This is a genomic window from Mycobacterium sp. IDUB_3, assembly GCF_055419585.1.
This window is the reverse complement of the sequence record NZ_JBVAXZ010000001.1, coordinates 750142-764675: the sequence shown is the minus strand read 5'-3', so window position 1 is coordinate 764675 and position 14534 is coordinate 750142. Positions and strand designations below refer to the sequence as shown.

14 protein-coding genes are annotated in these 14534 nt (G+C 64.0%); 2 read left to right on the top strand and 12 right to left on the bottom strand.

Annotated features, from left to right (window positions below):
* Positions 1-4: 4 nt before the first annotated feature.
* A complete protein-coding gene (locus tag ACZYVJ_RS03365) occupies positions 5-2611 on the top strand; it encodes a sugar epimerase family protein (RefSeq protein ID WP_463829728.1) in 2607 nt (868 codons plus the stop codon).
* Positions 2612-2776: 165 nt separating this feature from the next.
* Here ACZYVJ_RS03365 and ACZYVJ_RS03360 read toward each other — a convergent pair whose 3' ends face one another.
* The 11 genes from ACZYVJ_RS03360 to ACZYVJ_RS03310 all read right to left on the bottom strand — a co-directional run bounded on the left by ACZYVJ_RS03360 (position 2777) and on the right by ACZYVJ_RS03310 (position 12290).
* Complete coding sequence (locus ACZYVJ_RS03360; protein ID WP_463829727.1) at positions 2777-4003, bottom strand: cytochrome P450; 1227 nt, start codon at positions 4001-4003, stop codon at positions 2777-2779.
* A 30-nt stretch (positions 4004-4033) separates the two neighbouring features.
* Entirely contained in the window at positions 4034-4984 is a 951-nt protein-coding gene (locus ACZYVJ_RS03355; RefSeq protein WP_463829726.1) for an SDR family NAD(P)-dependent oxidoreductase, read from the bottom strand.
* A gap of 58 nt (positions 4985-5042) precedes the next feature.
* On the bottom strand, positions 5043-5465 hold the full coding sequence (locus tag ACZYVJ_RS03350; protein ID WP_463829724.1) for a hypothetical protein: 423 nt from the start codon (positions 5463-5465) through the stop codon (positions 5043-5045).
* Positions 5466-5515: 50 nt separating this feature from the next.
* Positions 5516-6748, bottom strand: coding sequence for a cytochrome P450 (locus ACZYVJ_RS03345; RefSeq protein WP_463829723.1), 1233 nt, complete (start codon positions 6746-6748; stop codon positions 5516-5518).
* A 15-nt stretch (positions 6749-6763) separates the two neighbouring features.
* A complete protein-coding gene (locus ACZYVJ_RS03340) occupies positions 6764-7816 on the bottom strand; it encodes an NAD(P)H-dependent amine dehydrogenase family protein (RefSeq protein ID WP_463829722.1) in 1053 nt (350 codons plus the stop codon).
* A gap of 13 nt (positions 7817-7829) precedes the next feature.
* Complete coding sequence (locus ACZYVJ_RS03335; protein WP_463829721.1) at positions 7830-8270, bottom strand: hypothetical protein; 441 nt, start codon at positions 8268-8270, stop codon at positions 7830-7832.
* A gap of 14 nt (positions 8271-8284) precedes the next feature.
* On the bottom strand, positions 8285-8890 hold the full coding sequence (locus ACZYVJ_RS03330; RefSeq protein ID WP_282574983.1) for a hypothetical protein: 606 nt from the start codon (positions 8888-8890) through the stop codon (positions 8285-8287).
* Positions 8891-8979: 89 nt separating this feature from the next.
* Positions 8980-9108: a hypothetical protein gene (locus ACZYVJ_RS03325; RefSeq protein WP_011724800.1), complete on the bottom strand. Its 129-nt coding sequence runs from the start codon at positions 9106-9108 to the stop codon at positions 8980-8982.
* 16 nt (positions 9109-9124) lie between these two features.
* Positions 9125-9928 (bottom strand): AAA family ATPase, encoded by an 804-nt coding sequence (locus ACZYVJ_RS03320; protein ID WP_463829720.1) that lies wholly within the window; start codon positions 9926-9928, stop codon positions 9125-9127.
* A complete protein-coding gene (locus ACZYVJ_RS03315) occupies positions 9925-11454 on the bottom strand; it encodes a nitric oxide reductase activation protein NorD (protein WP_463829719.1) in 1530 nt (509 codons plus the stop codon). Before ACZYVJ_RS03315 ends, ACZYVJ_RS03320 begins: the two co-directional genes overlap by 4 nt.
* 188 nt (positions 11455-11642) lie before the next feature.
* Positions 11643-12290 (bottom strand): hypothetical protein, encoded by a 648-nt coding sequence (locus tag ACZYVJ_RS03310; RefSeq protein ID WP_463832813.1) that lies wholly within the window; start codon positions 12288-12290, stop codon positions 11643-11645.
* 326 nt (positions 12291-12616) lie between these two features.
* Here ACZYVJ_RS03310 and ACZYVJ_RS03305 point away from each other — a divergent pair, with 326 nt between their 5' ends.
* On the top strand, positions 12617-13717 hold the full coding sequence (locus ACZYVJ_RS03305) for an NAD(P)H-dependent amine dehydrogenase family protein (protein ID WP_463829718.1): 1101 nt from the start codon (positions 12617-12619) through the stop codon (positions 13715-13717).
* A 20-nt stretch (positions 13718-13737) separates the two neighbouring features.
* On the opposite strand, the gene ACZYVJ_RS03300 is transcribed toward ACZYVJ_RS03305, so the two are convergent.
* The gene (locus ACZYVJ_RS03300; protein WP_463829717.1) at positions 13738-14337 is read right to left on the bottom strand and encodes a TetR family transcriptional regulator; all 600 of its coding nucleotides are present in this window, start codon (positions 14335-14337) and stop codon (positions 13738-13740) included.
* Positions 14338-14534 lie beyond the last annotated feature (197 nt).

Genomic DNA, 14534 nt, shown 5'->3' with positions numbered 1-14534 from the left:
CGACGTGAGAATCGCGGTCACCGGTGCCAGCGGCGTGCTCGGCCGCGGCCTCGCCACGCGGCTACTCAGCCAGGGCCACGACGTCGCGGGGATCGCCCGCCATCGGCCCGAAAGCTGGCCGAGCGCAGCGTATTTCGTTGCAGCCGACATCCGCGACGCCGAGGCTGTCCGACGCGCCCTGGCCGGCGCGGACGTCGTCGCGCACTGCGCATGGGCAAAGGGTTCCGGGTACGACGACCAGGTCAACATCGGCGGCACCCGCAACGTGCTGGACGCGATGTCCGAGACCGGTTCCAGGCGAATCGTTTTCGCGTCGTCGGCCCATGTGTACGGCGGGACAGCCGCGCCCAAGGCCGAACACGAGGTCACGACCCCGGCCAGTGCCGAAGGCCGGTTCAAAGCCCGCGTCGAACAGATGCTTGCGGAATCGGGCGCGGAATGGGTCGCGATCCGCTCCGCGCTGATCCTGGGGCGAAGCGTCGATAACTGGGTGCGCCGCCTGCTGGCATTACCGGCATTCCCAGACCGCTCGGGAGATCGGCGCATGCAGGTCGTCCACCTCGACGACGCGCTTCGGCTACTCAACCGCGCCATCGTGGAGGACGAAATCGCCGGTGGCCCGGTGAATCTCGCCGCTTCGGGCGAACTGACCTTCCGGCAAATCGCCGCGGCGCTGCGCCGCCCGATCGTGCGCCTGGGCCCCGAGCCGGCGGAGCTGCGACTGGTGCGGGGGGTTGGGCTGATGGACACCTCGCGGTTGGCAGAGGAATGGGCGTTTCAGCCGGCGTGGGAATCCGGCGAATGTGTCCAGGATTTCGCGCTGGCGGTGCGCGGTCGGGTTACCGTGGGCAATCGGGTGGTATCGCTGCCGTGGCGGCTGGCCAACATTCAGGACCTACCTTCGGTCGACGCGCCGAGCAGCGACGGCGTCAAACCCATTTGGGCAGGCGCAGCGGGGGATAACGGGGAATTCGACACACCGATCGACCCGCGTTTTCCCACCTTCCTGGCCACGAATCTGTCTGAGGCGCTGCCTGGCCCGTTTTCGCCGGCGTCGGCGTCGGCGACGGTTCGCGGACTGCGGGCCAGCGCCGTGTGTGTCGCCGAGCGGTTGCGACCGGGCGGGACGATCCAGCGCGAAATCGCGATGCGCATGGTCGCGGTGTTCGCCCACCGGCTGTACGGCGCGATCACGACCGCACATTTCATGGCCGAGACGGTGCCCTTCGTCAAGCCCACGACGGTGGTGAGCAACAGCGGGTTCTTCGGTCCGAGCATGGCCTCCCTGCCGATCTTCGGTGAGGAACGTCCGCACTCCGACACCAGCCGTATTCGCAGGCAACTGCGGACCATTCGCAACATCGGGGTGTTCGGCGTCAACTTGATCGGCTTGTCCGCCGGCGCGCCCCTGGACACCCGCGAGTTCGTTGCCGACGTCGATCGCCTGGAACGCTTGTCCGGCGGTGACCTCGCCGGGCTCGACGATCGCCGGCTGCTGAGCCTGATCTCGATGGCGCGTGACCAGGTGGTGCACGGCTGGGTGCTGGCGGCGGGCTCGTTCCTGCTGTGCGCGGCGTTTAATGTGCTGCTGCGCGGCTTGTGCGGGCGAGACATCGCCGCGCCCGGTGGACCGGAATTGGTCAGCGCGCGTTCGGTCGAGGCGATGCAGCGGTTGGTGGTCGCCGCGCAGCGCGATCCGAAAGTAACGGCGCTGCTGGCCGAACCGGGGGACCGGCTGGACAAGCTTGCCGTCGAGGCACCGCAATTCCACGCCGCCCTGCTGGACGAGCTGGCGCTCATCGGACACCGCGGCCCGGCCGAGCTCGAGATGCTGTCGACCAGCTACGCCGACGATCCCGAGCTACTGGTCCGGATGGTCACCAGAGCGATGAGCGCGCCGCCCGCGCCGCAGCCGGAGCGCCCCCGGATCCCGTTGCACGCCAAGCCTGTTGCGGCCCTGGCCACCCAGCAACTGCGTGATCGTGAAGTCCGCCGCGACAAGGTGGTGCGGGCGAACTGGGTGCTACGCACGCTGCTGCGCGAATATGGGCGTAGGTCGGTCGAGACCGGGATCTTCGGCACCGCCGATGACGTCTTCTATCTGCTCGTCGACGAACTCGACGCCCTGCCGGCAGATGTGGGCGCGCTGGTGGCACGGCGCCGGGCCGAACAACGCCGGCTGGTCGCGGTGGCGCCGCCGACGGTCTTCAGTGGAAGCTGGCAGCCAACCGCGACCTCGTCGCACGCGCTGGCCAGCGGGGACACCATGCGTGGTGTCGGAGTGTGTGGGGGGCGGGTGCGCGGCCGGGTGCGGATCGTGCGGCCCGAGACGATCGACGACCTGCAACCCGGCGAGATCCTCGTCGCGGAGGTCACCGACGTCGGCTATACCGCGGCGTTCTGCTACGCCGCCGCCGTCGTGACCGAACTCGGCGGCCCGATGTCGCACGCCGCGGTGGTGGCCCGCGAATTCGGCTTCCCCTGTGTGGTGGACGTCCAGGGCGCTACCCGGGCACTGCCGTCGGGCGCCCTCGTCGAGGTCGATGGCACGACGGGCGAGATTCACGTGCTCGAACTGGCCGCCGAAGACCCAGCGCTTCCCGCCACCTGAATTCTGCTGCGCTAGTGGCCGATACGGGCAGGCCTGTCTCCGATCCGATTTACCACTGCACCTTGGCCATGGGCTCAGGCGCGCAATCTACCTGGTGCTCGTCACCTCGCATTCGTTGCGTTTCGCGATCGAGTCTGTGATGTCGATTGCCTGGGGCTGGATCGCTCAGTCGAACTCCAGCGGGAGTCGCGTGGGGCCGCTCATACCAAGAAGTGGTCTCCACGGGGGGTTTTCGGTACACCGCGGATGAGGCAGGCGGTGGGCAAGAATCTTGAGCGCTTCAGAGAGTTCCCGCCTGGCAAGGTTTGCGCCAAGGCAGTAGTGAGCTCCGCCGCCGAAGGTGAGGATGGGCGGCGGATCGTTGCGAGTGATATCGAAACGCGTGGGGTCGTCGTAGATGGCCGGATCGCGATTGGCGGCATAGGTGTTCACGATGATGAATGTGCCGGAGGGGAATGTGTAGTCGCCGATCGTGACGTCGTCGGTCGCACTGCGAAGGGTGCTGCACATCGACGGGGAGTGACGCATGGTTTCTTCGACTGCTTTCATTCCGAGCTCGGGGTTGTCGCGAAGCAGCGCCCACTGTTCTGGATGCTCACACAGAACTTGCATCGAGGCTGCTAATTGCGTTCGTGTGGTATCGGTTCCGGCTACCAGGATGCTGAACGCCAGCATCCGGACTTCACCGGCGTCGAGCCGGTCACCTTGATCTTCCGCCCGGATCAGTTCGGAGAGGAGGTCGTGTGCCAGCGCCTTGCGCCGATCGGCGATCATTCCGTCGATGTATTCGTCGAAAGCGTCCCAGGCCTTGAGAACCTTGGGCTCCTCCTCGGCAAGATTGCAGTCGAAGCTGACTATCTTGAATATGTCCTCTGCCCATTTCGAGAAAAGCTGCCAGTCTTGCCGTGGCGCACCCAGCAGGGCACAGATGACTGGGATTGGGTAGGGCCGCGCGATCTCCTCGACGAATTCGCAACTCCCTTTTGCGACAACGGTATCGACGAGTTCGTTGATGACGGCGTGGATCGTCTCATCCATGCGCGCGGTTGCCCGTGGCGTAAAGGCCTTGGACACCAAGCTGCGCAATCGCCGATGTTCGGCGCCTTCCATGCAGAGGATGCTGCGGACAACGCGGTCCCACAGCTCACCTGACGTGACGCCGTGCGCAGTGAGATGGATGCCCGGAGGAATCCCAAATCGTGGGTCTCCGAGTACGGTTCGAGCAAGTTCGTAGGAGAGCGTCTCAGGCCCGACGGGACCCAACGCGATTGGTGCCACTTGCTGAGCGGCCCGAAACTGTGGATAGATCTCCTGAGGTGTGTCCGTGACGTCGTAATCCAATGTCGGTAGAGCGGCGTCAAAGACACTGGGTTTTACTGTACCGACGGTCATGATGTCTCCCTGGCTGCAGTGTCGGTTGGCTCAAATAGGTTGATAGGGCTTCAGAACGACGCCGATCTGGGCCGCGCCGGTGGGCCCGGCGGGTACCTCACCGGGGTCGGGGATCATTGTCGCCGTACGCTTGTCGACGATTGTCGAGAGGTTGTCTCGCACTTTCTCGACTGTGAGATCGGTGTCGGTGTATCCCGCCGTCTGGCCGAAGACACGTAGGCCGACGTTGCCGGCGCCCGCTTCGAGATTGGCCCCCGAGAGCGCACAGTCCTCGTGAGCCAGGTAAGCGACGGCCGGAGATACCAGGGTGGTGGGGAAATACGTTTCCATCAATGACGTGAAAGGCGAAGGCTCGTTGAAATGACGAATGGCGGTGGTATTGGCGGCCGGTCCCAACGCGTTGACTTTGATTCCGGGTCCCGCGCCCTCGACGGCCAGTCCTCTGGTCAATCCAAAGATGCCGCTCTTGGCCGCACCGTAGATGGAAAGGTTCTCGATCCCGAACATCGCACCTGACGTGGTGTTGACAATCCGGCCATACCCTGCCTCACACATGTGCGGCCACGCCGCTCGGCACATCCATACGGTCCCCATCAGGTGCACGTCGATGATGTTGCGTATGTCGGTACTCGAAATTTCATCGAAATGCGCCATAAAGCAGACCCCGGCATTGTTGACCACGATGTCGACTCGCCCCCACGTGTCCAAGGCCGTCGCTACGACTGCGAGGGCGCCTTTTTCCTCGGCGACGTTGTGCTGATCGGCAACCGCCGCGCCGCCGGTGGCGCGAATCTCTTCGACGACCTGCTCCGCGCTCGCCCGCATGACTCCGCGCCCGTCTGGGCCCACGCCAAGGTCATTGACCACCACTTTGGCTCCCCGCTCAGCGAGTAGAGTTGCGTGGGAGTGGCCGAGACTCGGGTGCTGGCCGCCGGCCCCGGTGACGATGGCAACCCGGCCGTCAAACCGAAGTTCGCTCATGAAACTCCTTAAACGCTCTGTCCGAGTGCGGGATTGGCGCCCACGTTGTGGTGGCGTCTTACGGCAGGTTGGTCGACAAAAAGGTCAGGGGCAAGCCGAGTACCGATAAGTCGATTTCCTCGAGGTAGTTGCCCTCGCCCTCGAAGCCCTGCCGGAAGCGGGTGATCGAGCCGTAACGCTTGGCGATGTCCTCTGCCCCTGACGCTCCGGGAACCTGCACCACCACCGTGAAGACGCCACCGTCACCGTGCCTGGACAGGAATTCGCTCACCGATGCAGCCACCTCAGCAGTGGATCCCGGGTTGGGACTGATCAGCTCGATGCCTCGATTCCAGTCCAGCAGCACCCGGAGCCCGAGTTCGTCCAAACTGATCTCGTCGAAGCTGAAGCCCAGCTCCGTAAACAGCTGTCCCACGGCTTCATGTCGCTCGCGTGCTACCGCAAAGACGACATGGTGCAACCGTGACGGTGAATCGTTCATCAGCGACCTCCGGGCCGGATCGGGAGAAGGGTCGGGGAGCTGGACGTCCGTCATCGGCGGCCGAACTCTATGGGAAGACTGATCGGTCCGCTCATGCCAAGCATCGGCTTCCACGGTGCCGGTCCTACTCGGCGGGCGTAAGGTAGCCGCTGCGCCAGGATCCTGAGTCCTTCGGCCAGCTCCAGCCTGGCGAGGTTCGCACCTAGGCAATAGTGCACGCCGCCACCGAATGTCAGCACCGCGGGCGCCCCTTTGCGGGTGATGTCGAAACGGTCGGGATCCGGATAGATGTCGGGATCACGGTTGGCCGCGAACGAATTCACGAAGATGTAGGTCCCGGTGGGAAATGTGTATCCGTGCAACTCGACGTCTTCGTTCACGGTGCGGACCGTGTTGCACACTGCCGGCGAGTGGCGCATGCTCTCCTCGACTGCAGGCATGGCGAGTTCGGGGTGCTCACGCAGCATCGCCCACTGCTCCGGGTGATCGAGGAGCACCTGCAAAGAAGCGGCCAGTTGATTGCGCGTGGTGTCCGTTCCGGCAAGCAACAATCCGGCCACCGTCATCCGAAGTTCGTCGGCATTGAGGCGGTCGCCGTCGTCCTCGGCGCGGATCAGATCAGAGAGCAGGTCATCGGTCAGCCTGTGTCGACGTTCGGCAATCATTTCATCGACGTAGCCGTCGAGATCGGCCCAACCGCGAAGGATCGTTGGCATCTCGTCGGCGAGATTGATCGAAAAGTTGACCATTTTGAAGATGGCTTCGGCCCATTGTGAAAAGTGTGCCCAGCTTCCACGTGGCGCACCGAGCAGCGCGCAGATGATCGGGATCGGATAGTGGCGGGCGATATCAGTGACGATGTCGCAGTAGCCTGCGTCGGCTACGCCATCGATGAGTTCGTTGACCACTTGGCCGATCGTGTCGTGCAGACGCGCGGTGGCTCGCGGCGTGAATGCCCTCGATACCAAACTCCGCAGCCGATGGTGCTCGACGCCTTCCGCACAGATGATACTGCCAACGACCCTGTCCCACAGCGGACCTGACGTGATGCCTTGCGCGGATAGATGCAGGCCCGGGGGAATCACAAATCGGGTGTCGCGCAAAATGCTGCGGGCGAAGTCGTAAGAAAGCACTTCGGGGCCGAACGGGCCGATGGCGATCGGCCCGTGCTGCTGCGCTAGCCGGATGCGGGCGCAGACCGCGTGCGGCGATTCGGTGATGTCATATTCCAGTGTCGGGAGTCCCGCCTCGAAAACACTGGGGGCACCGGTTGCGGCGGTCATCAATCGCTCGTCCTCTCAGCTACGTGCCAGTACTCCGCGCGGAAGCAGCAGTGGCAGATCGTTGTAGGTTGCGATGCCGGGGGGTGCGGCGACGACGGCGGGGATCGCCGTGATTGCCGGCATCGCGGTGATAGTGAGGCCCAACATGATGTAGTCGTCCAGCGTCTCGCCCGCAAAGTCCGGCGGCGGAAGGAAACTCAGTGTGGTCTTGATCGTCGGCTGTCCTTGAACCTCGATGGTGTAGCCCATGTCCAGCGGCCAATCCGGCTCCAGCGTCTGGCCTTTACGCCATCGCCCTCGGATCTCGATGATCTCCCGACCAGCAAAAATTCCTTTCCATCGGACGTCCACGCCGGCGACGCAGCCTTTCGCGATCGTCCAGTCGCCGGCGAGATGGAGATCCTTGGTGGTCTGCGCGTACTGGACTTCGCAACGCACGTCGTCGAGCTCCGCGCCCAGGGCATCGGCGAGCAGCAACACGGCATCCCGGAAGACTCCTGAACCCTGCTCGGTGATGGCCGGAAGATTCGCCTGATTGATGGGATACCCGAAGCCCATCGGAATTTCGGTTTCCGGGGAGTTGTAGATAGTCGTATCAGCGGATTCCAGCATGGACACCTTGTCGACCCGGTCCGACAGCCCCGCCGACACGATCGCAAACAGTTGGATGAAGCCAGGGTTGATACCACTGCCGAAGATGGTCGATCCGCCCTGTTCACAGGCATCGGCGATGCGATCGCGGCCCGCACCGAGGAAGTGGCCGGTGACGAAGCCGGAGGTACCCACCACGTTGATGCCCGCACCGAGGATACGGACCAGCTCGTCGACGTCGGGGAACTGCGGGTTGTAGACCACGCAGTCCGGCTTGAGCGCGATCAAGGCATCAATATCGTTGGTGGCCATCACGTTTAGCGGCTTAATCCCACACAACTCGCCAACATCGCGCCCGACCTTCTCGGGCGACCAGGCATAACATCCGACAAGTTCCAGCGTCGGGTTCGCGGCAATCGCCCGGACCGAACTCTTGCCGACGTTACCCGTCGTCCACTGAACGACCCGGTAGGTCAACGGGCCGGCCCTCTCATGGGTGCGACGCCGCCTGTTGTTGGGCCGCTTGGCGGGCCAGCCTGTCGTTGTGGATCTTGACGAGTTCGCGGAACCCCAGCCTGTGATACTTCGGTATCGGCTGGATGCCCCACACGTCCTGAGCGGTGGCCTTGCCCTCGGCACCCTCGGGCGGGCCGAAGGGTGGGTAAGGGTATTTGCACTCCAGCGTGTCGTTGGAGTATCGGATCTTGAGTAGCTCGCTACAAATCTGGGTGAGGCTCAGCGTCGGGTACCCGTAGTAGACGGCCATGAACGGCAACGTGAAGGCGCCCTCGATCACCAGGGCCACCAGGCACACCAACACGGCCCGTTTGATCCATTTGTGCATCCGCGCGTAGTACGGCGTCGTCCCCGGCTCGAGGTCGGCGCTCGGGTCGTTGTCTTCGGTGGTTGACGGTACGGAAGGGCTGGTCATGGCACGGCTCCCTGCTAGTCGGAGAAGATTTCGCGATTGACGGTGTGCAGATAGGGGATGGCGAGAAATGGAGTGATGTAGAAGATGTCGTAGAGCCACCAGCCGATGACCGGGAAGACGACACCGGCGTACCGCACGTCGGCAAACATGGTCATGTTGAACACGTAGGCCGACCAGATCACCACGCCCATCCAGCACGTGACGACCATCCACTGATGACCCCACCGCTTCATCTGCAGGAAGCCGATCGCCGCGGCCACCCGCATGGAGAAGACCGTGAGGATCAGTCCGGCCACGTAGGCCTTCTCGCCCGGACCGGCCGCGCCCCCGACCCAAAGTTCGTTGTAGTGCCAGAAATAACCGGCGTCGAACATGTTGCCCCAACCGACCATCAGCACGCGATTGATCAGCGTGTGGTTGGCCACCAGGTCCAGGGCCCAGCCCAGGCTGTTGAGCATTCCGTCGATCAGCACCAGATAGCCGATCAGGGTGACAATCATGGGCCGGACGGACAGTCCGGCGCGCAGGGCCTGGCGCTGCAGCCACACCCCGCGCATGAATATGGGAAAGCCGATCAGGCCCGGCGCCCACATGCCCATCAAGCCGGCGCCGACGATCATCCACCTGTCGGCCCTGCGCTGAGCCTGACGGGATTCGTCGTGGTGATCCTCGAGGCCGGCCGTGTTATCCGTTTGCGCGGGAAGGAGACTCACAGATCCCACCAGCCCCGTGCGAACGACATGTACAGCTGGACGCCGAACATCGCCAGTAGGTAGCCGTAGATAAAGATCTGGAAGACGATGAGCGCCCTCTTACGCTTCTGCTCCTGTCGGTCCATTGCCGATTTCTCCTTTCTAAGGCGAATTGCTCGCGGTATTTGAGGGGGCCAGGCTGGCGGCCGCGACTTCGCGGAGGCCATCGGTGACCGCACCGTCGGTGCTCAGCGGCGCGAGTATGCATGCGTCGGCCGCGTCCAATTCGGTTGCGCCGGCGGCGATCAACTGAGCGGCCGTGACGAGGACTCGGGTCGACGGTGGCTCGAAGTGGAAGGCTTGGTCGGCGGTGCGGATCGCGACCGCGCACGCGACCAGCCGTCGGGCCGTGGCCAGCGGGATCCCCGATTCGGCGACGATCACCTCCGCCTCGCGGTCCGGCGGCAAATAGTGCATCGCCAGCGTGGCGAAGCGTTGGCGGAACGACGGTTTGAGCTCCTTGAGCGAGCTGCGATAGGCCGGGTTGTACGAACACACCAGCATGAACTCCTCGGGTGCTTGCACCACCTCGCCCGCCCGGTCCAGGTAGAGCGCGCGCCGGTGATCAGTGAGCGAATGCAGGATTGCTAGTGAGTCGTGGCGGGCCTCGACGACTTCGTCGAGATAGCAGATCGCACCGGCTTTTACGGCCCGGGTCAGCGGACCGTCGGTCCACACCACGTCGCCGCCGGTCACCATGAAGCGGCCGACGAGGTCGGAGCTGGTGAGGTCGTCGTGACAACTGATGGTGACCACGGGCCGCTGCAGCAATGAGCCCATGTGTTCGACGAAGCGGGTCTTGCCGCATCCGGTCGGACCGGTGAGCATCACCGGGATGCGCCGGTGGAAGGCCTGCTCGAACAGCTGAACCTCGTTGCCGTTGGCGAAATACGTGTCGGTGGTCATGCGGCGACCAATTCACGATGGACATGAGCCAGCACTCGCGGAAGCTCCTCTATGCGTCGGATGCGTTGAGAACGGCGGGGCCCGAACACCTCGGGCAGGGGGTCGACGCGGGTGGGTCCCACGCCCACGTAGTAGATCGACACCCCGGCCTCGTTGGCCTCCTCGACCGCGTGCGCGGCGTCGGCCCAGGCATAGCGGCCCTCGTATCCCTCGTCGGAGATCAGTCCGTCGCCGATGACGATCAGCAGGCGGCGCTCGGAGGCCTGCGCCAGCAGTCGGCTGGTCAAATGGCGAAGCGGCGCGCCGAGTCTGGTGTATCCCCGGGTGGACAGGCCCAGCCCGCTCGGCGGTACGAACCGGCGGTCTTCGAAATCCTTCAGGCAGCGTACTTCGACTCGATGGCGGGTGTTGCCGGTGAAGACGAAGACACCGTGCCGTTCGCGCGCCAGCGTCATGGCCCGCGAAAGTGCATCGGCACAGGACAATTCCAGTTGGAAGACGCGCCCGCCATGCACCCCCAGCGACGAACTGCCGTCGAGCAGCAGCGCCGTGGTGACATCGCGGCTGCTGGGCAGCAGGTCGCGAAACACCTTCGGTTCCTTGGCCTCGCCGGTCGCCAGATCGATGTAGTGGTTGACGTATTGGTCGACATCAAGGTCGGAGCCGTCTTCGAGGCGGTTCGACATCGCGCGGTGGGTGTGTTCTTCGAACCACTTGCGCACGTCGACGGCCACCGGAACCGGACGGCGCAAGTGCCGGCCGTCGGCGTCCTCGACGACGGCGACGTGGTCTTGCATGAATCGCTGTGTCCACATGTTCCATTCGGGATAGGGGATCCCGGGCCGATGGTGCGGTGTGACGTCGAGATCGTTGTCCTGTGGCCTGCTCGGCGGCGGCAGGTTGGGGTTGCGGACACCGCCGTCGCCGCCGACCGGAACCGAGTACGGTCGCGGTAGGCGCTTCTGTGTTGTGGTCCAGGGCATCCTGCCAAAGCTGCGCCGCAGCTTGTCGGTCAAGCCATGCGCCGCGGTGTATGCCAGCGGCAACGAGCCCAGCAGCGGATGAAGGGTCAATTCCTGGCGCGTGGTCGCCAATGCGATTGCCCGGTCGAGCATCTGAACGGCAGGCATGTCGCCGTCTTCGACGTGGACGTCGGGCAGCACTCGGCGGACCTCGGGGAGCAGGCCGGGCCACCGCGACGCGATCCAGCCGATGGCGACGCCCGCCTCGACGAGCGTGAGCGCACGTAGCTCGCGGGCGGAAAGCTCGCTGAGGCGATACTCGGTGACGCGTTCTTTCGACGGCGAACACTGCAGCGCCACACCGCATGTCAGGGTTCGGCGTGTCCAATCGGGCGGCGTGGGGTAGGGGACATGAACGAACGTGAGCGCTGCGTTCACGCCGAAGCCCCGCCGGTCGCCGGTGACCAGGCGGACTCCTTCGCGACGTTGGTCGCTGAACGCGACCGCCGTCACGGAGCAACCCCGTTCCAGCGCCATCGCATGACCCGCGGACTGATCAACCATCGGCAAAGTTCCGTACGTTCCGACTACCGAGGCCGCGGTTCAGAAGGTGCCGATGTTGGAGAACAGCCAGTACCAGAACCAGATGATCAGTCCGGTGCCGCCCCATGCGGCGACGTAGCGAAGGATCTCCCATAGATAGCCCATGATGTGACTTCCTCGGTGGCGTAGTGGATTTCAGAGAGTGCATTTCAGTCGGAGAAGAGTTCGCGGTTGACGGTGTGCAGGTAGGGGATGGCCAGGAACGGGGTGATGTAGAAGATGTCGTAGAGCCACCAGCCGACGACCGGCAGCACCACTCCGGCGAAGCGCACGTCGGCGAACATCGTCATGTTGAAGACGTAGGTGGTCCAGATGACCACGCCCATCCAGCAGGTGACGACCATCCACTGATGGCCCCAGCGCTTCATCTGCAGGAAGCCGATGGCGGCGGCGATGCGCATGGTGAAGACGGTCAGGATCAGGCCGACTTCCAAGGCCTTTTCGCCGGGGCCCGCCGCGCCGCCGACCCACAACTCGTTGTAGTGCCAGAAGTAGCCGGCGTCGAACATGTTGCCCCAGCCGTTGAGCAGCACGCGGGCCAGGATCGTGTGGTTTGCCACCAGGTCGAGCGCCCATCCGACGGTGTTGATCGCGGCGTCGATGATGACGAGGTAACCGAGCAGCGTGACCAGCATCGGCCGCACCGAGAGGCCATCGCGCTGCGCGCGGCGCAGTAACCGCACCCCCCAGAGGAATAGCGGCAAGCCGAAGACGCCGAGGGCCGCGGTGCCGATCAGGAGGCTGCCGGAGATGAGCCACTTGTCGGCCTGGCGCTGCGCGAGCTGCGAGCGTTCCATGTGCTCGTCGATGGTCAGGGTCGCCTGCGCGGCGCCGTCTGATCCTAGCTTCGTCAGGCTCACAAACCCTCCCCGCCATCGACGCTGATTGGATCGGCGTCTGCACTATAACAGGCTGACTGTAGTCAGCAAAAGATGTGCTGATCGGGGTAATTTGTCGTGCTACTACGCAATGCAAACGCTGAATTGGCGCAGAGTAACGTCCGCAGGACATGACTGAACGTGGATTCGACTGACGGAAGTCAGCACCGGACCGTTGACACACCGTCAGGGGACGCCTACGCTCAGCGAGCGCTCAGCCCCTCGGGCCATCCAAAGGAGTAGCAATGACGCTCGATTCGCCGGCCGGGAAGAAATATCGCGTCATCCAGTGGGGCGTAGGCAATGTCGGGACGATCGCACTCCGCCATTTCGCGCACAACCCCGCCTACGAAGTGGTCGGGGTGCTCTGCAACCGCCCGGAGAAAGTGGGCAAGGACGCCGGGGAGCTGGTCGGTGTTGCGCCGATCGGGGTGCTCGCCACCACCGACAAGGCGGAAATCGAAGCGCTCGACGCCGATTGCGTGTTCTACGCGCCGTTGTGGTCGGATCCCGACGAGGTCTGCCGCCTGCTGCGCTCGGGCAAGAACGTCGTCGCCTCGGGCGGCGCGTGGTGGTTTCGCACCGAGCACAGCCAGGCCGACATCGACAAGATCGATGCGGCGTGCCAGGAGGGTGGCACATCGTTTCATGCCGGCGGCGTCAACCCGGGTTTCGCCGGGGACCTGCTCGTCCTGACGCTCGCCCGCATCGTCAGCCGAATCGACTCGATCCACATCTACGAAGTGGTGAATTTCGGCAAGGACACGTTGAAGTACCTGCACGAGATGGGGATGGGGGACACCCCCGAAGAGTTCAGAGCCGGACCGAATCTGCTGGGCAATGCCTGGCCGCTGTTCGCGCAATCGATGGCCATGGTTGTCGACGGCTTAGGTAAGACGGTCGACAAATACACGACGGACGTCGAACTGGGAACGGCGATTCGCGACATCCCATACGAGGGCGGGCCGTCCCGCGACATGCCGGGCTTCAAGGGCACGATCAAGAAGGGCACCGTAGCCTCGCAGCATCACAAGTGGACGACGTGGGTCGACGGCAAGCCGCTCATCACCTTCCACGAGATGTATACGATGGACGAATACGATGCCATTGAGCCGCAGCCGGATTGGGGCGGCCACTATCACTACCGCATCGTGATCCAGGGCGACGAGCCCACCGAGCTGATCCTGCAGGCGCCTGCCGATCCACAGGGCAACTACCCCAAGCCGGGTTACACCTGGACCGCGATGGGCCCGGCCAACACCGTTCCCGCTGTCTGCGATGCCGCGCCGGGGTTCTTGACCCACAAGGAGCTCGGGCTGGTGCCGTTGCTCGGCGTGGTGCGTTAGCCGCGAAAGGCCTTGCGGTATCAGGGCGCTAGGCTGCGCAATGTCCTTGCGACGTAGTCTTCGAGCAGGGTGTGTCCGGTCGGCCAGTGGCTAGTGGTGATCAACAGGGCGTAGAGACCCAGCAAGAAGAACACCGCACTGTTCATGGGATTGACGTGCGGATCCGTCTCACCGCATTCGTGCGCCTGCTCGATTTGCTGGGCGACCAAGACGATCAACGGGTGATCCCTGCCGTCTTCGGTTTGGGGGCGGGTCTGGGAGAAGTGCAGCGCGAGAAAGTCATTGAAGAGCCGATCACCCAATCGGCGTTCCAATCCGACCACCAGCCGGACCGCCTCGTTCAATGCCGAAGCAAGATCGTGCTTGGACTTCAGGAACTGCGCGAACTGCTTGGCTATCCGGTCCTCCTCGCGGCGCTCGAGCTCCAGGAGCACGTGTTCCTTGGTGGGGAAGTGAAAGAAGAAGGTGCCGTGGGCGACTCCCGCCGCGGCCACGATGGCGCTGACGTCGGCGTCGGCCATCCCGGCGCGGGCGAACTCCGCGATTGCGGCGCCCATCAGTCGCTCCCGCGTCTGCAAGCGCTTGGCCTCGCGCGCAGACACCCGGTCCGTCACAGCCATTTCTGTCCTTACGGTTGACCCGACTCATGTAAGAGTCGCGAGGCTAACCAGACCATTATGCCGTGTCGCGGCCAAAAAGGCTTGCACAACTTCATCATTGTCGGAGCACGCGGATCGCCGCGGATGTCGACAGAGCAAAGTCGTTGACTTTAGTCAGCATGATTCGTAGATTGAACGACGCACACCGATCGAAGGAG